The sequence below is a fragment of the Marinobacter sp. KMM 10035 genome (assembly GCF_046537445.1).
GTDB classification, from domain to species: Bacteria; Pseudomonadota; Gammaproteobacteria; order Pseudomonadales; family Oleiphilaceae; genus Marinobacter; species Marinobacter sediminicola.
Genome location: NZ_JBBVMG010000001.1, coordinates 317,811 through 337,928, shown reverse-complemented (window position 1 = coordinate 337,928; position 20,118 = coordinate 317,811). Strand labels below are relative to the sequence as shown.

General features: G+C 54.8%; 15 protein-coding genes. 2 read left to right on the top strand and 13 right to left on the bottom strand.

The features are described 5' to 3' along the window. Position 1 precedes the first annotated feature (1 nt). On the top strand, positions 2–2,293 hold the full coding sequence (locus AADB16_RS01490) for an ABC transporter permease (protein WP_410800905.1): 2,292 nt from the start codon (positions 2–4) through the stop codon (positions 2,291–2,293). Then, positions 2,290–3,375, top strand: a complete 1,086-nt coding sequence (locus AADB16_RS01485) for a lipocalin-like domain-containing protein (protein ID WP_410800903.1) — start codon at positions 2,290–2,292, stop codon at positions 3,373–3,375. Before AADB16_RS01490 ends, AADB16_RS01485 begins: the two co-directional genes overlap by 4 nt. Positions 3,376–3,382: 7 nt before the next feature. Here AADB16_RS01485 and AADB16_RS01480 read toward each other — a convergent pair whose 3' ends face one another. The 13 genes from AADB16_RS01480 to AADB16_RS01420 form a co-directional block, all read right to left on the bottom strand. After that, on the bottom strand, positions 3,383–4,312 hold the full coding sequence (locus tag AADB16_RS01480; RefSeq protein WP_309043990.1) for a flagellar motor protein MotB: 930 nt from the start codon (positions 4,310–4,312) through the stop codon (positions 3,383–3,385). Positions 4,313–4,317: 5 nt separating this feature from the next. Beyond that, a complete protein-coding gene (locus AADB16_RS01475) occupies positions 4,318–5,094 on the bottom strand; it encodes a MotA/TolQ/ExbB proton channel family protein (protein WP_410800901.1) in 777 nt (258 codons plus the stop codon). A 24-nt stretch (positions 5,095–5,118) separates the two neighbouring features. Further along, entirely contained in the window at positions 5,119–5,526 is a 408-nt protein-coding gene (locus AADB16_RS01470) for a YkvA family protein (protein ID WP_309043988.1), read from the bottom strand. Between the two features lie 75 nt (positions 5,527–5,601). After that, a complete protein-coding gene (gene pelG, locus AADB16_RS01465) occupies positions 5,602–6,978 on the bottom strand; it encodes an exopolysaccharide Pel transporter PelG (protein ID WP_410800899.1) in 1,377 nt (458 codons plus the stop codon). Next, a complete protein-coding gene (gene pelF, locus AADB16_RS01460) occupies positions 6,978–8,516 on the bottom strand; it encodes a GT4 family glycosyltransferase PelF (protein WP_410800897.1) in 1,539 nt (512 codons plus the stop codon). The genes pelG and pelF overlap by 1 nt, the downstream gene beginning before the upstream one ends. Beyond that, positions 8,513–9,496 (bottom strand): HEAT repeat domain-containing protein, encoded by a 984-nt coding sequence (locus AADB16_RS01455; protein WP_410800895.1) that lies wholly within the window; start codon positions 9,494–9,496, stop codon positions 8,513–8,515. Before AADB16_RS01455 ends, pelF begins: the two co-directional genes overlap by 4 nt. Beyond that, positions 9,493–10,827, bottom strand: coding sequence for a PelD GGDEF domain-containing protein (locus AADB16_RS01450; protein WP_410800893.1), 1,335 nt, complete (start codon positions 10,825–10,827; stop codon positions 9,493–9,495). The genes AADB16_RS01455 and AADB16_RS01450 overlap by 4 nt, the downstream gene beginning before the upstream one ends. A gap of 6 nt (positions 10,828–10,833) precedes the next feature. Continuing rightward, entirely contained in the window at positions 10,834–11,364 is a 531-nt protein-coding gene (locus AADB16_RS01445) for a hypothetical protein (protein ID WP_410800891.1), read from the bottom strand. A gap of 14 nt (positions 11,365–11,378) precedes the next feature. Continuing rightward, positions 11,379–14,579, bottom strand: coding sequence for a tetratricopeptide repeat protein (locus AADB16_RS01440; RefSeq protein WP_410800889.1), 3,201 nt, complete (start codon positions 14,577–14,579; stop codon positions 11,379–11,381). A gap of 3 nt (positions 14,580–14,582) precedes the next feature. Next, positions 14,583–17,360: an endo alpha-1,4 polygalactosaminidase gene (locus tag AADB16_RS01435; protein WP_410800887.1), complete on the bottom strand. Its 2,778-nt coding sequence runs from the start codon at positions 17,358–17,360 to the stop codon at positions 14,583–14,585. A 142-nt stretch (positions 17,361–17,502) separates the two neighbouring features. After that, the gene (locus AADB16_RS01430) at positions 17,503–18,549 is read right to left on the bottom strand and encodes a peptidoglycan -binding protein (protein WP_410800885.1); all 1,047 of its coding nucleotides are present in this window, start codon (positions 18,547–18,549) and stop codon (positions 17,503–17,505) included. Then, on the bottom strand, positions 18,546–19,274 hold the full coding sequence (locus AADB16_RS01425; protein WP_309043983.1) for a flagellar motor protein MotA: 729 nt from the start codon (positions 19,272–19,274) through the stop codon (positions 18,546–18,548). The genes AADB16_RS01430 and AADB16_RS01425 overlap by 4 nt, the downstream gene beginning before the upstream one ends. Positions 19,275–19,412: 138 nt before the next feature. Continuing rightward, positions 19,413–20,096 carry a type 1 glutamine amidotransferase domain-containing protein gene (locus tag AADB16_RS01420; RefSeq protein WP_309043982.1) on the bottom strand — a complete coding sequence of 228 codons (684 nt, stop codon included), beginning with the start codon at positions 20,094–20,096 and terminating at the stop codon, positions 19,413–19,415. Positions 20,097–20,118 lie beyond the last annotated feature (22 nt).

Genomic DNA, 20,118 nt, shown 5'->3' with positions numbered 1-20,118 from the left:
AATGTCTCTCCGTCCTTCTTTACCCGCTTTACCCATACCCTGGGCTCTGCTCAGCCATTATCGCCGCCATCCGCTGCAGCTATTTGCCCTGGCGGCCATGATTGTCTTGGCCACCATGTTGTGGACAGGGGTGAATCATCTCACCAGCCAGGCACGGGCGAGCCTTGATCAGAGCGAACAGGCGGTGGCAGAGCGCCAGCAAGTGCTCAGGGATGATGGCCAGGCTCTGATGGTTGAAGACTTTGTGTCCCTTCGCCTTGTTGGTGTGTGCGTAATGCCCTGGCTCGAAGTCACTCCGGATTCCGGTAGCCGTATTATCGGAGTGGATCCTTTGGCCGCCCACTGCTTTGGTGCGGGAGCATCCGAAGCACTGGATCAGCCTTTGGATGGAAAACCTTTTGTGGATATGAGCAGCGCTGCTGACACCCCCGCTCGTGAAAGCCGTTTTTATCTGCTGACCCCTGATTCTACGCAAGCCCCTGATTTGCCCAATGGCTACCACCTGAAAACCTTCGCAACCGGCCCGGAAACAGGCGAGCTGGGGGAAAGCTTTCTGCTTAATCTTGAAGCCTTGGGGGTTCTGGTTCTGCTCATTACCGCTCTGCTGTTGCGCAGCGTTTACCTGCTGGGGCTGGCGCAACGCCGGGACAGCTTCGCCTTGCTGCACCGATTTGGGGTTTCGCCCGGGCAGGTTCAGCGCTGGCTGGTGCTGGAAATTATTGCGTTGGCGCTGATTTGTGTGGTGCCCGGCGTAGGGCTTGGCCGGTGGCTGGCGGCCGGGCTTGGGGGTGGTTTTGGCCAGGCCCTTGATGGGTTGTTCGATATACCTCTCTATGCCGGGCATGGGCAGGGTTGGATAACGCCGGTTCTGGTTATGTTGACTGTGGTTGTGATTGCCTGTTTGGGGGATCTGCTATTGCTCAGATTCCGTGAGCGCTTGTCTTTGTCGGTGCCCAATCAGGGCAGATTGGCGACGGCTTTGCTTTTGGCTGGACTGGTTATGGCTTGGTTGGCGCCTTCGCTGCCCTGGGTGTTTGTTGCGGTGGCTTTGGTTTTCGCGGGGGCCGCCTGGCTGACACCCGCCACGGTCACACATTTTGTCAATTGGCGCGCAGATCAATCGAAAGCTCCGCTTGCCCGGTGGCGCTACAGGGAACTCGCCGTGCTGGCGCGTCGCCTGACATTGCCACTGGTTGCCTTACAGTTTGCCCTTGCCATGGTGCTGGCGGTTCAGGCTCTGGTTACCACCTTCGAGGATACCTTTGATCGCTGGCTGGCCCAGCGACTGGAGGCCGCCTATTACATTGAAGTGCCCGTTGGTGCAGATAGCCGCAAAGCAGCCGATTGGCTCACCGGGCACCAGGCAAGTAATCCGGACATGCAGTGGCATCAGGTAATTCGGGGCAGCATCCGGATGGCAGACAAGGCTGCCGCAAGCAGGCTGCAGGTGGATGTTTACGCACTTGCGCCAATAAGCACTCTGATAACCAAGTGGAGACTGCTGGAAGCGGAAGATCACTCTTGGGAGGCGTTGGCTGGCAATAAGGGCGTAATGATCAACGAGCAGCTGGCACGCAGGCAAACGCTTGGGGCTGGGGATACCCTGCAATTGGTTCTCGACGAGCAGACTCGGGACATGCGGATTTTCGGGGTATACCCGGACTATGGCCGCCCGGTGGGTGAAGTATTGATGAACGCAGAAGCACTGCCCGAGAATTTCATTGCCCGTTCCGAGAGTTTCTCCATAACGCCGGGTGAGTCAGGGATTGCACCTGTTACTGATGCACTTAAGGAAATCTGGGCTGTAGAAACCTTGTCCATGAGAGACAACAACACCATTCGCGAGTTGGCGACAGGTGTGTTTGATCAAACTTTTGCGTTAACCCGAGCTATGACACTGCTCACCCTGATACTGGCTGCTTCGGCGCTATTGATGATGGGTTGGGTGTTTTTCACTACTCGAGCCTGGTACTTCCGGCTTCTAGTGGTGTGGGGCATGTCGCAGCGGCAGGTGGCCAGGCAGTTGCTAAGGTTGGCACTAACGCTGACCGGCGGTGTCGCTTTGCTGGCCTTGCCACTGGGTATTTGGCTGACCTGGGTACTGGTGCACCGGATAAATCCATTAGCATTTGGCTGGTCGTTGCCCATGGCCGTGTACCCGGCATTCTGGCTGGAGCTTGGCGCTCTTAGTCTGGCCATTGGCGTGAGCATTGCTGTGCTGATGCGCAGGCAACTTGGCAAGCCCTCCGTTGCACCTGTATCTGCCAGCGCCTTGACGGGAGGCGAGCGATGAATCGGTATCTGGGATTTTCATTGGGGCTACTGCTATTGGCTGGCTGCTCTGGCGATGCCAGCGAGGAAGGCTTTGCAGGTTTGGCGGGGCTTGAGCAAAGCGCTGCAGGAGAAACGCCCTATTTGCAGCCCGGCCCCGGAGATCGGTTGGCGTTCCCCGCTGATTTCGGGCCGCATCCTCAGCATCGAATCGAATGGTGGTACCTCACTGCAAACCTTGAAACGACTGATGGCGAACCCTTGGGGGTGCAGTGGACCCAGTTCCGGCAGGCACTTCAGCCCAGAGTTGCCTCCAAGCCAGCGCCGGATTCAACCGATTGGCCATTGCAAGCGACATGGATGGCCCACGGCGCAGTGAGTTGGAAGGGGAAGCACTACTTTACGGAAAAGCTGGCCCGTGGCGATATGGAGAATGCGGGGGCATCGGCCGTTCCCTTTCAGGTTTGGCTGGATAACTGGCGGCTGCAGGGCAATGCCAATAACGATCGCTGGCAGCTGCAAGCGGCAGGCGAAGGCTGGAGTTACGACCTGACGCTCGCTATTCAGGGCGAGCCAGTGGGCCATGGGAATAAGGGCTTCAGCGCCAAATCCGCGGGTGGCGAGGGTTCCATGTACTTCAGCCTGGTAGACATTGCCATAACCGGCGAGGTGGTGCTGGAAGGAAAGGCATTGGAGGTATCAGGTAAAGGCTGGTTTGATCGGGAATGGAGCAGCCAGCTTCTGAAAACCGGACAAAAAGGATGGGACTGGTTTGCGCTGCATCTGGATACCGGCGACAAGCTGATGGCATTCCAGCTACGGGACGACAGCGGCAGTTTTCGAGCAGGCACCTGGCTTCCTGCAGAAGGTGATCCTATTCCCTTGAGTTCTGCAGAGGTTGGCGTGAAAGCACTGGAGCGGCGTAAGGGCGTACCTGTGCGCTGGCAGCTCAGTGTTCCAGCCTATCAGGTGAATCTGGAGTTGAGTGCGCCACCAGGCGATTACCTTAACTCCGGGCTCTATCCTTATTGGGAGAGCCCGGTAGAGGTGTCAGGAAGCCATTCTGGAGAGGGCTATATGGAACTCACGGGTTATGCCGATTGAGCGTGAGTTACCAGGTAATGGTGCCTGAATCCGAATCCGGGCTGACAGGGCGAATATCGATGATGGCCTCGCGCTCGGCTGTGTCTTTTTCAATTAATTCACGAAGCCGCATACGCTGCTCTTCCAAGGGCTCGGACATGTCGATGATGATCTCAACGCGTCGGTTTCTTGCCCTGTTCTCAGCGGAGGTGTTGGCTATTCTCGGCTCTGTGTCAGCCAAGCCTTTAACGGCCAGCCGTGTTGCATCAACGCCTCCGGTGGCTAACAAGGCGTTGGCAACGGCTGCAGAACGTGCCGCAGACAAGTCCCAGTTACTGTAAAACCGAGATGTACGAATGGGAATGTCATCGGTGTGGCCTTCCACAGTCAGCTCCCCTGGCATATCTGCAAGAACCTTTGCCATATCCAGAAGCAGGCTTTCAAATTCCCAGGTCAGTTCTGCTGAGCCTGAGGGAAACGACCCTTTTTCTTCAACCCGGATAACAATTCTGTGTTTGTCCAGATCCGCTTCTACAGTAATCCGCCCATCGTCAATGGCCTCTTCAAGTACCTCCTGAATACTGGATGTGCTGGTCTCTAATGAGTCCTTTGCGGCAGCATCAAGCGCGTCTTCGGTGGGGCTTTTCAGGGTTTGCAGTTCGGGTTGCTGGTCGGTGGTGGTCTGCTTGATTTCGTTAACCAGCGTAGGCTCTGGCGGCGCCGGCGAGAATTTGTCGAAAATAGGGCTGGTACCCATGGGGATTTCCAGTGCCGGTACATCCCGCTGCACGCCGAAGGCTTTGGATAGCTCACCGGCAATCTGCTTGAACTTCATGGCGTCGATTTCAGAAAACGACAGCAGAAGCACAAAGAAGCACATTAGCAGCGACATCAGGTCGGCAAAGGTGACAACCCAAGCCGGTATACCCGGTTTTTCCTCTTCTGGCAGCTCATCCATGGTGCTTATCCGCTGGCGGCCTCCGCCTCAGGCGCCTTGCCGCGCTCTTTTGGAGTCAGGTAGCTGGATAGCATCTGTTCGATAACCCGTGGGTTAATGCCCTGCTGAATAGCCACCAGCGCATCGGTGTACAGCATTTGCATGCGAGCTTCTTCTGTCATCCGCAGAGATAGCTTGTCGGCAATCGGTGTGGCTATCATGGTGGCAATCATTGCGCCGTAAAGTGTGGTTAGCAGGGCAACCGCCATGGCAGGGCCGATGGATTTTGGGTCTTCCATATTCGAGAGCATTTGCACCAGGCCAATCAGGGTACCGATCATGCCCATCGCTGGTGCGACATCCGCCATGGCGGTAAACACTTTGGAGCCAGAGCGGTTGTAATCAAGTGTCATCAGGCGCTCTTTATCAAGAAGCTGCTTGATGGTGTCATCGGTTTGACCATCCACCAGCATCTGGATGCCGCTACCGAGGAAAGGCGAGCTGACCTCACGGCCTTCAAGTCCCAGGGGGCCTTCTTTGCGGGCTATGTTTGCAACTTCTACCAGCTCTTCAATACTGGTTTGGGTTTCCGGGAGCTTGAACTTGAACGCCCGGGCAGCTGCCTTGAAGGCACCAAGAAACTGCGGGATGCTGAATTTTGCGAGAACCACCAGCAGAGTTCCACCAACTACGATCAGCAGTGATGCCCCGTTGAGGAAAACACCAGGCGCCGCACCAAGAACAACGGCCGTTACGATCAGTAATATGGCACCAAGAAGGCCAATCAGGGTGGCTAAATCCACGTGATCTCCAGGGAATTTGACGGTTTAAGGGGAAGTAGCTTCTTCTTTGACTTCTTTCCAGGCAGCGTACTTGTGTAAATCAGACTCGACCAGCTTCAAACATAGTGCAACCACCCCGACATCGTCCAGAAAGCCGATACCAATGATTATATCGGGTATGAAATCCAGAGGATTCATTACGTAGAGAAGGGCGCCAGCCATGGCCGCTATGCTCTTCCATGGTACATCTCGATAACTGCCGTTCCAGTAGTCGCGGATCATGGAAAACATCAGCTTTATATCGGCACTGAACCGTTTCAGCTTACCACTGCCTTTGACCTTTTTTTCAATAGCCTTCTGCCGCTCAAGTAGCGCCTCCAGATCGGCACGGTTTACCTTCTCGGCTTCGGCATCTAACTGTTTGCGGGCGTTCTTCTGGCTGAACAAGGCCATGAAAACGAGTCCTCTTTTGATGGTTAACAATCTACCGTAATGATGTCATGAAATCAGTCAACGTTCTGTATCGGTTTACCGCCCCTGGAGCATAAAGGTTTCGTACTCCAGCCGGTCGAACTTGCGTGACAGCATTGCCAGACCGATAACGGAAGACAGGAACGTAGCACCAGCATAACCGTAACCGTAGAAGCTGGCGCCGAGCTCGATCGTTATGATGGTGAAAATAATATTGCTGGCGAAGAAGACTGCGCACAGGGTTACGTTAATTTGGCGAGAGTCCAGGTAAAAGAGCACGTTCTGGATGGCCAGTAAAATGAGCTGCATGGTAACGGCGACCAAGTCTATATAGAACATGGGCAGGTACAGAGTGGATATACCGATAGCCGACAGCAGGTCATCGGCCCAGATAAACAGAACGATCAGCGTAAAGCTCTGAACCTTGAAGATCTCGTAGATACCACTGCGCGCTACGCGCACCATTTCATCCCGGAAACCACTGATGCGTGCCAGGGTGTCGCCTTCCCGAACGGCGGTGTAAAAACGATCATAGGCTTCGGAAAAGTCGGTTTCCATGCGAACCAGAAACACCGCCATACCAGGAATAATGGCGAGGTAAGCCAGGAAGATCGACAGGTCGTAGATGGCGGACGCTCTGAGCGTTCCTATGACATGCTGAGAGGTGTCGGGGTGGAACCAGAAAATAAACTTATCGGCCCAGACCGCAGCATTGAACAGCAAGCCGGTGGCAATCAGTGCGGGGAAAATCTGTGCCCTTTGAGTGAAGTTGAACTTTACAGGACTATCGCTCGGGTACTGGCGAACGATGGTGAACAGAAAACTGAACAGCAATAGTGCATGGCCTAATAACAAACCACCCAGCAAGCCTTCCAGGCCAAAGCCTGACAGTAGCAGCGAAGCAATAATGGATGTGGTATAGCCAACTGCAAACAGCCCGACAATCAGGAAATAGGATTTCATCCCTGACAAGAAAATGGTGACCGGCCAGAGGTTACACAGCACCACAAAGTTGGCCAGCATCAGCAGCTTGTACATGGTGCTGGTGCCGGGCAGCAAAAACAGGACGGCAGGAAGCCCGCCCGCCAGTGCTAAAAGAGTTGAAAGCCAAAGCACCCCCATCAGATTGGGCAGGATCAGGTCATTACGCTTTTCATAGAGCCGGTCGGCCACCCAGCGGGTAAATACGTGCTGAAAGAGCCCGGAAAGCGTGAGGGAAATCGCCATCAAATAGGTAACGGATACCAGAAATTGAACGATCTCCAAATCACGAACTGCCAAAGTGATACTGACGATGCCAATCAGCATCACCCCGAGAACCGAGAGCACCCAAGGGCCTGAGCTGATAATGCTGGCGAGACCGTAAGCGCCAATCAGGCTGCTCAGGTTGTCGCGCTTCAGAATGCGCCTGAGTTCGAATCCTATACCCGCCATTAGTCTTTCCGGTCCGAGGCCATCAGGGCCGTGTCATAAATGTTGCGATACGAATCAAACATAGCGTCGAGCGTGTAATAGCGTTTTACCCGTGCGAGGCCAGCTTCACTCGCCTTTTTCCAGAGCGGCGGGTCCAGCAAGAGCCGGATTGCTTCTCTGGCCGTCGCTTCAGGGTCGGCAATGGGAACCACGGCGCCACTGCGCCCCAGGCTTTTGTCTTCCCCGGTGCCGCCTTCGATAAGCTCGCGGCACGCGCCTACATCTGTGGCCAAACAGGGCAAGCCAGCAGCTTGGGCTTCAAGAATGACCAGTGGTAGCGCCTCTGAAATCGAAGTCAGAACCATCAAACCTAGCTGAGGCAGGATATCGTTTACATTCTGGAAGCCCAAAAACTTAACGTGGCCCTCCAGGCCCAGACTACTGACTAACTCCCGGCACTCGGTCACATAGGTGGGGTCTTCTTCCTCAGGGCCGACAATCCAGCCTTCCACATTCGGAATAACCTCGTATACGGAGCGCATGGCTCGAATAAACGTTTTGATGTCCTTGATTGGAACGACCCTGCCCACCAGCCCCATAACCATTGGTACTTCTTCTGGTCGCGCAGCGAGAGGGCCTTCGAATCGTGTTGGGTCGATCCCGTTTGGAATTATGTGGGTGCGGGCTGGATCTGCGCCATCAGCCAACTGACGCTGCTGGTTACCTAAATAGAGCGAGATGATCGGGTCGGCCATTTGATACGACATACGCCCCAAGGATTCGAAAAAACGGATCCATAACTGCCGGATATAGCCCAGCTGGTCGTTAAGGTTGGTGCTGACCTTGTCACTGACATCGCTTATCCAGTCGGCCTGAGAGAGGTCAATTTTTCTCTCTTTAGTGTAAATTCCATGCTCGGTCAGGATGTACGGCACGCCTCGGGATTCCTGAATCATCGCTCCCATCAAGCCCGCGTAGCCGGTTGAAACGGCATGCACTGCACGGGTGGGCGGGATGTTCTGGGCGATTTCCGCAATCCGGAACAACGGCCCGTGCATGATTTTGATGGTCCAGAAATAATCTATGAACGACGGATCGGTGCAATACTTGCTGTAGCTTTCGCCGATTACTTTCCAGCTTTCCTGGCTATATAAAAAGTCTTCTTTGCTGATGCCGCCTTTGCGTCCGAGATCCTTGAAGATTTTACTCATAAGCCCCTTCTTTATTGGAGCTTTTTGGCGAAACTGAGTATGCAGCTTGCGCTGGTCGTTGAAGGCTGAGCGGTTGCCTTTTCTCGGGCTCGGTTTTGCCTCATCAAGCGGATCCATCAGGTAATGGCACTCAAGATGCGTAACGTTGTCTGGTAGCTCATACTGGTGTTCGCCGTAATGGCTGCGGTCGCCGCCCAGAAAAACCAGCGAAAAGCTATATTGAGGCAACCCGGTAATGATTTGGTGCACCCAGGATGAAACACCTCCGCGAACAAAGGGATAGGTGCCCTCCAATAGCAAGGTAATATCAGCTACGGGATTTTCTTTCGCGGCTTTTCGACCGATCATAACCAGCCCTCGATTACTGCTTTAACGTTAGGTGGTAGACCGTAGCGAGAACAATTCGCCAGTTGAAAGCGAACTTTTTGAAAGTCACGGGCCAGGAACGCCATTTCAGCCTGATACGGAAGAATCAGTTCTGGCGGTGCCCCATTGGCAAGGGACGCCTCAAATGCCGCGCCCGCCGCAGTGGTGTTGTTCAGCGCAAGCTCTACCCGACCCAGCAGCCGCCAGTCGTTATGTTGTGATTTTGTGCCGGTCAGATCTACTAACAGTTTGCGAGCATTCTCAAGGTAGTACTGTTTGAGGCCACCTTGTGCCAGCCCAAGATAGGCAATCTCCCACCAGGTTTGAGCCAGCCGACGGGCGAGCAAATTGCGTTCTGGGTGGTCAGGCCTCTCCAGTAGCTTTTTCAAACGTTGAGCCTGCGTGGCCAGTTTCTTTTCTTTTTGCTCCAGCATTGAATACGCCAGCAACCGGACATCGTCGGAGGGGTCTTTGAGGGCCTCCTGAAGTAGGCCAACAGCTTCTCGATCATTCAGCTGCCGGGAGGCCAGCAGAGCTTTCAAGCGTTTCTCCGGGGCGCTGGCTTCTCGAAGCACTTCGCGCAAACCACCGTCGCTAAGGATCATTTGTTGATCCATATCCATAGGGCTAAAGGGCAACTCCGGTATCGGTGTCTCCTGCCATGGGGTGCTGGGTGCTTTGCGCGGAAGGTGCAAGGGCAGCAAGATGCCGCCAAAAACACCAAGACTGCCGACAATGGGCATGGCAAATTGCAGGGTGAACAGAAAAAGCCCTGCCTGAAGGCTCTTCTTCCGATAGCTTGCAGGTAGCAGCGGCAAACACACCAGAGTAAGCACCAAAGACGCCAGTGCATGTATAGACAGATAAGTAAGCAGCGCAATCGAAGGCGGAAGGTCTGTAAACAGCGAAGCAATGCCCGCTGTTTCGAGCATGACTCCAAGCGAGATGAGCCAGCCGGTCATTTAGGGGCCTTCTGAACACGATCAAGCCACTCGGGGACATTGCTCTTTGGGCCGACCAAGTACTTCTGGATGCGCGCTATAGATTGCAGGCTCTCACCGGAGTGTTGGCGAATGTCATCGGTCAGCCGCTGCAGATAAGACGCGCCGCCCAGTTCGTCGGTCAAAGGCAATAGAATGACCAGCTGCGTTTCGGGTGCTTCCGGCGGGAACGCGATAACGTCCAGACCACGGCGCATTCGCTGCATCCGCTGGGTGATTTGGACTGCTGTGGCGGTGTCGGTGAAGGTAAAGTGAATCACCATTGACGACAGTTTGTGATTTCGGGCATCAGATGCAACCCGGGCAAGCTGAAATTCAAAGCGACGCCAGTCGGCTATTGGCTGCCCCGGCACCTTGGCGTGCTCTTGAATCATATCTGCCATGTGGCCGGCCATAATGGCAAGCAAGCGCAATGTTTTGGGCTGGAAGCTGAAGAATGGCATGGCCTGCACGGTCACCATTCCGACCATGGTGTTTTCAGAGTTTATCAGCGGCAGGGCCAGCAGCAGGTTGGTTTCCATGGAATTCCGGTTTTCCCGGTGCTCAGTATGAACCGAGACCAGTTGCTGTTCCTGAAGAGCATGGACCAATATTGGATCGTCAGTCTGTGCAGGCTGAAAACTACCGATGGAAGCGACAGGCCTTTCAGCCAGCTTGCCTTCGCTGACCGTATAGATTCCGGCAACCTGCAACTGGCCATAGCGCACCAGTAATCGCATCATCAGTTCGCCTGTTTCGCGGTTTAGCCCGGTGCCCTGGGCGTGAGAGATTTCGCTATCCAGGCGCCTCAGTGCTTCGCGAAGGCTGTTTGAGTTGCCTGCTAACTGCTGTTCGAGGCGGTCATGGGAGACCTTCAGGAGATAGAAATTCCGAGTGAACTCTTCAAGACGGGTGTGGCGATACTGGTTTGCAGCGACCAGTTTTTCAATCCGACGGTCCCAGTAATCCCGAAACTCACCCGCGAGCAGGCCAACGCCCATCACCCCGACGCCCCATATGTACGGCGGCGCTGTTACAGGCAATAGGTCAGCGCGCAGAAACAGCCCTCCTGTTGCAAGAATCAGGGTAGACGACACCAGAGCCATCAAAAAGCCGTATCTGAGCCCGGCAATGAGCGTTGCCAGCGCAAGCCATGGGAATTCCCCACTAATCAGCAAAGGGTCTTCAGGGTGCTGCCAGAAGGCGACCCCGATAAACACACCCGTGATCACGAGGGTTTCGAGCCATTTAACCCAGGCTGCGGTGTCTTTGCTGGCGAGGTTGAGGTCGCCGTACACGTCGGAAGTTGTCATATCGATTTAGCGTGCGGTCTCAATAACAGGCATTTCATCCAGCAGTTCTTCAAGCACCTTGTGGCCGGCCACGGTGACACCTTCACGACCCCAGCCCGTGCGGGCTCCGGTGCCGGACCAAATCACAGAGTTGTCATCTGCATTTCGGAATACCAGTGTAATGCCTACAGCAGGTTCGCCGTCCAGACCGGATTTGTATCTCCATTCGTCTACAGTGCCCGATACGATAATATCGGCACCGCTTTCCTTTGCAGCTTCGGTGGCTTCTTGCTGCCTGCCATGGTTGTCGTAAATCAGGGGGTTGTCATCGGCTGGCAGGTAAAGTTCTACCTCAGCTGCACCTCTGGCGCGTAATAGCGCGCTGAGAATACTGGCGGCCTGATCTCCAGCTTGAGGCGTCTGCGACAAATTGCCAAGGGGGATAACTGCGAAGCGACTGTCCAGATCAACAGGTTCAGACTGCTGCTGGCTTTGCATGACAGAACAGCCAGCCAGAAAGGCCAGTGTTAGCCCGAGAGTGATGGATCGGATGAGCATGATGGAAACTCCTGTTAATGGCCTAGATAGAGTGTATAGGTTATTTTTGCATCTGCGCGGGCTTGCCCGCCCGGACTGTCGCTGCTATAGCCGGCAGAGATCGCCAGCTCGTCATCACCAGCAATACGCCAGCCAAGGCCCATGCGGGCGCCATAGTCGAAATTTGAGGTAGATAAAACATAGCCGCCATCCAGTGCTAAAAAGTAGCGCGGGGAGGCCGTTGTCCGGTACAGGGCGTGGGGCTCGCCATGGGACCATTCGGAGCTGAACCCGATGCGTCGGTAATCCTCGGATAACAGCCCTCCAGGCGAGAGAGGCACTGTCAGCCTGGCCAGAGTTTGAGGTGACATGCTATCGCCAAGGCTAAGTTGGCGGCTCTGATAGTTCAGGGAAACTCTCCAGGCGGGGTCATTCCGGAACAGACTGTAGGTGGCCCTGAGGTTGGCATCGTAGCCAGTACCAATCTGGCCACCAAAAGCCTCATTGATGGAAAGGTAGTCAATTTCCCCGTTGACCTCCAGCCTGCTCCAGGGCGTAAGCCCGGCAGAAAGAGAGAGCCTGTTGGCGGAGGTCAGCCACCAAGCCTCTGCGCTGTCGGTCACCCGCTCGTTCATCGCGAGGGCCGCTCCTGCCGTAACCTTGTCCCAAGGCTGAGTGGTCAGTTCCAGTAACCCCCTCAGCTGTTCACCGTTGGCTAGTGTGTAAGTGCCTACTTCGGCTGTAACCAGATAGTCGTAATAGTTGGTTTGCCATTGTAGACGGCCACTTGAGCCTGGCCGGGGGCGGTCTTTTAGCAGTCCCTGGTCGTTGGTTGTAGCTTGCTCCGCAGAGAACAGCCAGCGATAGCGATCGTGGCTGAGCTGTCCCGTTACCTCGGCCACATTTAACGAAAACCCGCCCAGGTCTCGTATTTTGAAGCCTGCCTGTAATGCCCGGTTGTCGAAACGGTAAAGAGGTTCAAAAGGTTCCTGAACGGGATCGCGGAGTACCGAATAGAGCCGAGCTTTGGTATCCGGGTGCAGCTTCTCCTGCTTGTTTGCGAGACCCACGGCCAGTCTTCTCAGGCCCTCGGCCTCAGCTTGTGTTTTAGCACCATAGTTTTTGGCGTAATCAGACAGCGCCAGCAGCTGGTCTGGATCATCGCTCAGTTCTGTGCGAGCTGCGGCGAGCCATGCGTCTGCCTGCTCTTGCTCACCCAGCGCGAAATGCCCGTAAACTTGCAGGGCATAAGTGTCTGGGGATGGGGAGTCGGCCAGCAGTGATAAGATGACCGGTAGCTGAGCGGGCAACAGGTCAGGCTGACTGACCAGAAACCAGCCCCAGCTGGATAATAGGCGCGTGTCATTCGGGCTAATCCTGGCGGCCTCCTGGAACGCTTTCTGAGCTGCTTGCGGATTGCTGTTTTGCTGGTGTGCCCGTGCTGACAATCGCCAGAATGCGGGGTCGTTTGTTGCCTGTGGAGATAGCCTGTTCCATTCCACAAGAGATTCGGACAGCTCGGTGTAGAGCCCAAGGGAACTTTGAAGTTCCGCCATGACGACCAAATGGCGTACCTCTCCGGTTTCCTCGTATTGCTGGCGGGTCAATAACAGAGTTTCTTCCGGAGAGCCAAACTGCCAGGAATAACCAATCAGCCGTTCCCTTGTTTCTACCGTCAGCGAATCAGATGGCAGAGCCGTAAGGCGGTCATAATGCTGTTCGACCAAATCGGTGCGGTTTAGCATTCGGGCAAGGTCCAGACGCATGGTCTCGACCTCCTGCGCCAGGGCAGGGTCTGAAGGGGTGAAGTCCAGAACAGCCAGTGCTGCCTCAGGGTCCCTGAGGCGCCAGTGTAAATTGGCCAGTTGTACCTTTTCTTCGTCACTAAGGGTGGGAGCAGTTTCCAGTAACTGGATGGCCTCGAAAAATCGGCGGCTATTTATTAACAATGACAATTTGCGCTGGCGCAATAATGCGTTCCTGGGAAACCGCGACATGCCTTCATTCAAATAGCGATCAGCATCGTTCCATTCGCCGTTACTGATGAGGGCATTGGCAAGATTGTTATAGCCTTCAGCGGAAAGTTGTCCGCGCGCAGCGCGAACTTTATAAAGCTCGATCAGAGCTGGCCCTTTAAACAGGCCCGCAGCCAGGCTAGTTGCCCTGTCGTAGGCCAGAGAGGGTGTGTCCCCGGGAGGTTGGTCGAGAAACAATCCACGCCAATAAACCAGGGCCTTTTCGGGTTGGTTGTTCCACTCATAAAGGCGGGCGATACGCTCCCTGTCGGTGCGGGACAAGTCCCGCCCATTGTTTTCCATTCCTTCGGCGGTAATTAACGCTTCACGAATGTTACCTTGCCCCGTTTGTTGCAGGAGAAGCCTACGCTGAACCTCCATGTTGGCCGGTTCAGCTTGCGCCAGCATCTTCAGCCAGGGCGCACTTACTTCGGGTTTGCCAGCCAGGTCAGCGAGGCGCATGCCTTCTCGCAGTTCCAGGGCCGTTAGCTCGCGCCCTTTGTGGGCGTCCTGAAAACGCCCAAGAGCAGATTCCGGCATACCGGTGGCTAAGTCCAGACGTATCAGATTGCGCGTAAAGGCTGCGGCTTCATTTGGCGGAGCCAGTCCCTGAATTGACTCAAGGGTATATTTTGCGCCTTCAAGGTCGCCCATGCCTTCTTGCTGTATGGCTTGCTGTTGCCCGATTCTCAAACGGGTTTTACCCGTAGTCAGCTCAAAGAGTTGCTGGCGGATAGCAAGCTGCTCTTCTGTGCTCAGCAGTGGCAGAGTGCTGGCGACAAGAGCCTCTTTTTCTCCCACGGAATAGATCTGTGCCAGCGCTTGCTCAAGAGTAGATGTAAGGCTGTTCCGAACCTGCTGGCGAGCAGCGTCTGTCTCGGCGTTGAAAAATTTACCACGCAGCAATTCTGTGTAGGTGGTCATTACCTGCAGTGGTACAGAGGCGTTGTCCAGTAACGGAGCCAAGGTTGCAAGAGCTCGGTCGTTTTCGCCGACCTTCTGCTGCATTCGGCCCAAGGTCAAGCGCAGGGTCTGGTTGTCTGGGTCGGATTTAAGCAGAGTGTCCAGATAAGCAAGGGAAATACTGTCTGGCGATTCGAGGTAACGCGGGTCTTCATAAATAGCGTGGCGCGGGAACAGCAGGTAGAGCGCAACCAGTACAAGTGCGGTCATTGCCAGCAAGGCTGGAAGGCTGAAAAAGGCAGGCTTACGCTGCTGCATGAATCAATCACACTCCAGATCGAAGTGGCCTGAGCGCAGTGATTTTGCTCTGAAATGAATAAGGCCGTCTGGTTTCTTTGTAATGGATAGTTGCTTATCTCGCGCAGTGCAATGGGAAACGCCCGATAAGACAAACTCCAGCGGTTGGTACCCCTTCAGTTCCAGTTGTATTTTCCAGCTATCGTCACGCTCGCTGCGCTGCCAACTCACAATTTGAGCATTTGCTGAATCGAGCAATGGGCCAGTTGGTGGATTGCTCGACAGAGCCAGCAAAGGATTGTCACCCGTGAGATGCACAAAGCGCAGGTTGCGGGTGTCGTGAAAGCCTGCCACGCCGTCACTGTGTTCCATATCGGGATACTGGTTTTGGCTAATGCGCACGGTTGAAGGTGGCCGTATGCCGCGCCAGCGATAGGTGTTTTCGCTTTGCTGCAAAAGCGCCGAGTAGTATTGCCCCTGAACACGCTTGGCATAGTCGCTCAGATGCAGCGGTGTAACCAGCTGGGAAAGGGCGTATTCGTACACCTCGTTCAGCGCTTTCAGAGCTTCGGGTTTGGTGCCGGAGTAGAAATGGTAATAGATGCTTATGGGCTTCAGTCGGTTGTGGGCTTCCAGAATCTTGAAGGTATCAACCACATTCCTGAAGCCGTAAAACGGCCCCGTCCACAGATTAGTGTATACGTTCTCGTTCATGGTCGCGGCGTACACCTGGAGTTCATCACCGACAGGGCGGGCATCAGGCCATACGCCGGCCAGTTCCGAGGCATAAGGCAGTGGGCGCGTATCACCACCGTTTACGTTGGCTAGCCCTAACTTCCTGGTGGCTTTCAATGCCTCAAGCCCCGGGCGGGCATCTCCAGTCCAGAGAAACACGGATACAGGTTTGTCCTTGGGGGCTAAGCGCTCATTAATGTAGGCAACTGAGCTGTCTATTTCCCGGGTCAAGGAAGGGGTGTAGCCAGGTACATCCATCGAGTAGCCGTAAAGAGTGTCTTCCGGGTCCGGGGCCATGGCAGCGCCGCCTTCAACCATTTGCCAGAAAAACGGATGGCTGTAGGAATGCGAGGCAACTTCAACATCGCCCATTCGGAAAATATCACGGGCGCTGGCTTCTGCCTCTTGGCTAACAGTGGGGAAGAGCCCCTGCGGCGAGGTCTCAGCTTCGATTACCGAGATGGTGTGCGGGATGTCGAAGACTTTCAAGATTCGTTCCTGAATAGCTTCTGATCCCAGTGGGCTGCCGGGTAGTTCTGCACGAGATACCAGTCCGTCTCCATCAATGTGCGCAGTGAGGATACGGCGGCCACTTTCTGTGGTGCTGTCTATCGCAGGGAAATCGTCCAGCTTAAGTGCTTCTTTCAGGAAGCTGAAAGGATCAAATCGCCAATAGGCTTGATCACCAGGACCCATTTCAAAAATGAACGGCGCAATGGCTACACCGCCTTTTGGATGGGTGTAAACCGGGGTGAAGTTGTTGCTGGAAGAGTCTGTAACCGTCAGCCAGCTGCTGGCGAGGCGAGGTTGGGGTAGAGGCGTGAGCGTGCCTGTGGGCAAGCGCTTGCTCTCAAAGTTCCCCATAGAAGGGTGTGCAGAGGCAGGTTCCAGACTGCCAGCCGGGACTGCCAGTCGTCGGCTTTGTATCAGGGCTTTGCAGGGGGTGGATGTGGGGGAGAGCCCAAAGGCAACGACCGGAAAGCCTGTGGATTGTGATTGGCCAAGCCAGCGACAAAAGGCTGATGCGTTTGCGTTGGTTTCCCGCCAAACCACGGCGCCAAGGTAACGATCGTCAAGCGGTTCGTTGAGCAAAGGCTGAAGAATAGAGCGATAAGTTGGTACCAGCCCCAAGCGCTCTAACAGGATGCCAAGGCGTCGGTGAGCTGAACTCTGATCTGCCTGGTGTTTGGGCAGATCATGAAACACCAGAATGTGGCGTTTCTTAATGGGTGGCAGTGTGGGGCCAAGGCGATTTAGATCATGGTCCGAGACATAGGGAGTAAATCCTTCTTGTGCCAGCTGCTGAGACAGCTCAACCGCCTCAGCGCCGCTTTTAGCGTAATCAATCGCAATGATGGGAGTGTTCGGGTGGTTCTCGCGCCAATGGGATAGTTGGCCAGCCAGCCATTCTCGGTCTTGTTCCGAGGTGCGGTAGTAGCGCCGTCCGCCGGCTTCGTAGCCGTTGCGCCAGGATTCAAACGCAAGGGCATCAACCTGTCGATGGATCTGCTCGGGCAGATGAAACCCGCGATTAATGATGATTCGGCTTTCTGGAAAGCGTTCGCGGATTTCTGCTATCAATAGCGCTTGGGCATCGGCGAATGCCTGCTGATTGTTTTTGCCTTCTTCGGTAAGCAGGTGGCTGTCGAGCGTGTCCAGAAAAACACCCCTGAAACCACGCGTCATTGCAGGCGTTACCAGGTCGTCGAGCATGAAAGCCCGAACATCAGCCCTTCGGATATCCAGAACATAGCTCTTCCAGGCCGTGTTCTCGCCCAATACCCAACCTTTGCCCAGGGTTTTTATGGCTTGGTCAGAGTGGGCCATTTCTCCAGCGCTGAGGTAGGCAATGGGGCGTGTGTTGCCCAGGTTAAGAAAGTCCAAGCGAGCATCGGAGGTCTGGGTTGGTTGCAGCACCAGCCAATCATAGGCATATAGGCTGCCAATGGGCGCTTCAAGCCCATAATAAAAGCCAACATTGAGGGTTGAGGGAGAGCCCTGCCCAGCACTGGCTAGTAGTGACGCTGGTAGCAGTAAAAGTAAAGCGAACAGGGTATTTCGGATCATGTAAGCAAGTAGTGCATCGAAAGCGAATTGGTGTGCTGTGGTTGCCCAGCGCTTAATAAGAAAGAACTGATCAGATGCTGAGCAGGTTATAGCTTTATGCTGTTTCGAACAAGGCAACTCTGTTTGCCGGCAAGGACAAGCATTATCGGTCCGTCAGCTTGATTTCGATACGTCGGTTTTTCTGTAGTGCCTCCGGCGCGGTGCCTTTCGCAACCGGGAAGAACTCGCCAAATCCGGCAGCGACCATGCGGTTTTGCGGCACACCCTGATTTGCAAGATAGCGGACAACCGCTACCGCACGGGCGGTTGATAGCTCCCAGTTGGAGGGAAACTGCGGTGTGTTGATGGGAATCAGGTCGGTGTGGCCGTCAATGCGCAGAATCCAGTCAAGATCTTTGGGGATGGTTTTAACCACATCCAGCAGCACCTCGGCCAGCTTATCCAGCTCACGTTTACCATCAGCGCCCAGGTTGGCTGAGCCGGAAGCGAACAGCAGTTCGGAAGGCAGCAGAAAGCGGTCGCCAACTACGCGGATGTTTTCATTGGCCGCCAGAATGTTCCGCAACCGGGAGAAGAATTCAGACTGGTACTGTTCCAGTTCGTTGACGCGCTCAGCCAGCAGCGTATTCAGACGCCGGCTGACGTTCTCCAGCTCGCCTTCTTTATCTGCAGCCATCTCCTTTTGCAGCTTCAAGGCAGCGGTTATCTGGCGTAACTGGTTCTGCAGCGATGCAATCTGATTGGACAGCTGCAGAATCATATTTTGCTGGCTGACGGAGAGTTCGTCTTTGTCATCCAGCGCCTGATTCATGTTCGCCAGTCTTTCTGCGCGGGCTTCGGCATCGGCAGTCTGCTGCATCAGGCGATTGCGAGCGGCCGCCAGGCGGTCTTGCAGGTCCTGATTCTCAGCCTGGCTGGCGCTGAAGTTGCTTTGAGCCGTGAGTATTTGTTGTTCGAGCGCGTTTGTTTTGCTCTGTTCCAGCCCCAGCAGTTGCGATATTTCGTTCAGGCGCTGGTTCAGTCGGGCCAGTTCGGAATTGCGGTCAGACAGTGTTTGAGACAGGAAAAGCTGGCTGACCACGTAGATCAATAACATGAAAATGACCAGCATCAGCAGGGCCGACAATGCGTCTACATACCCCGGCCATACGTTGGTGGTGCTTCGGCTTCGGCGCCTGGATCCGATCATGGTTGGCGTTCATTGCTGGTGAATGGGTCCAGCAGGTTGGTCACACCGGTTAGCCACTCTTCCAGGCCATCGTAAAAACGGTTCTGGGCGTGGCCCGCCTGAATGTCGAGAAAACCCAGGATCAGCGAGCCACCAAGACCGAGCAGTGATGAACTGAATGCCGTGCCCATACCCTGCAAGGGCGTCAGCAATCCCGTCTGAAGATCCACAAACACCTTGCCGAAGTCACCCTGACCCATATCCAGATTGGTAATGACCTCTCCAACGGCATTGATGGTGCCAAGCAAACCCCAGAAGGTTCCAAGCAGCCCGAGAAACACCAGCAAGTTAATGAAGTAGCGTGTGATTTCCCGCTGTTCGTCCATTCTTGAATGAATGCCATCCAGAACTGTTCTTAGTGACATGGTTGATAGGGTGAAACGATCACGTTTGGCGTCTTCGCCTAGCTGCCGTGCCAGTGGTTTGAGCAGCCGGGGCTCTTCCAGCACCGAAAGGCCGGAATGGCCTGTACGGAACTGGGCGATCCAGCGTAGTTCGGGGAACAGCACGAATACCTGCCGATAGGTGAGGCCGATGCCGACAATCAGAACGCCCACAATTAACAGGTTGAAGACCCAATTCGCCATAAACGCCGTGGCCAGAGGTTTGTGGACCAACACGCCAACAACGGTAACAACCGCCAGAAAAAAGGTCATCCAGAAAAGGGTGTGTTTTGGATTACTCATGAAAGAAGCCAGCCTTTTGAGTTGTTCCTCAAAAGTTAGCACAGACTGGCGAGTCTTGATGGTTAATTGCGGGACATCATGGGGGGCAGGAGCGCCCCGGTCAGGTATGGCACCAAGCCGGGGCGGGCGTTACCGGATTCAGTTTTGTTGAAGCGTTTGCACCATCGCCTTGGCAGCGCCTTCAGACGACGCCGGGTTCTGGCCGGTGATCAACTTGCCATCCACAACGATGTGCGGAGCCCAGTCGTCGCCTTTGGAGTAGGTTCCGGCATTTTCTTTCAGCATATCCTCCAGCAGGAAGGGCACGGTGGTTGCCAGGCCGACCGCCTCTTCTTCACTGTTGCTGAATCCGGTCACCTGCTTGCCGCCAACCAGATTCTGGCCTGGCTTGATTTCCACATGTTTGAACACCGCTGGTGCATGGCATACGGCACCGATTACTTTGTCCTGTTCGTAGGCGGTCTTGATCAGGGCAATGGAGGTTTTGTCGTTCACCAGATCCCACAGCGGGCCGTGACCACCCGGGTAAAAGACGGCGTCAAATTCGTTCATGTCCACGTTGCTCAGCACTTTTGTGCTGGCGAGAGCTTCCTTGGCATGGGCATCTTTCTGGAATCGGTGGGTGGATTCGGTCAGAGCGTCATCGGCTTCACTATTAGGGTCAACCGGTGGCTTGCCGCCTTTTGGTGATGCGATGGTGATGTCAGCGCCAGCATCGCGGAATACGTAATAAGGTGCGGTGAATTCTTCCAGCCAAAAGCCGGTTTTATGCCCGGTGTCGCCCATTTGGCTGTGTGACGTAAGTACCATAAGGATCTTCATAGTGCCTTTCCTTTCTGTCGTG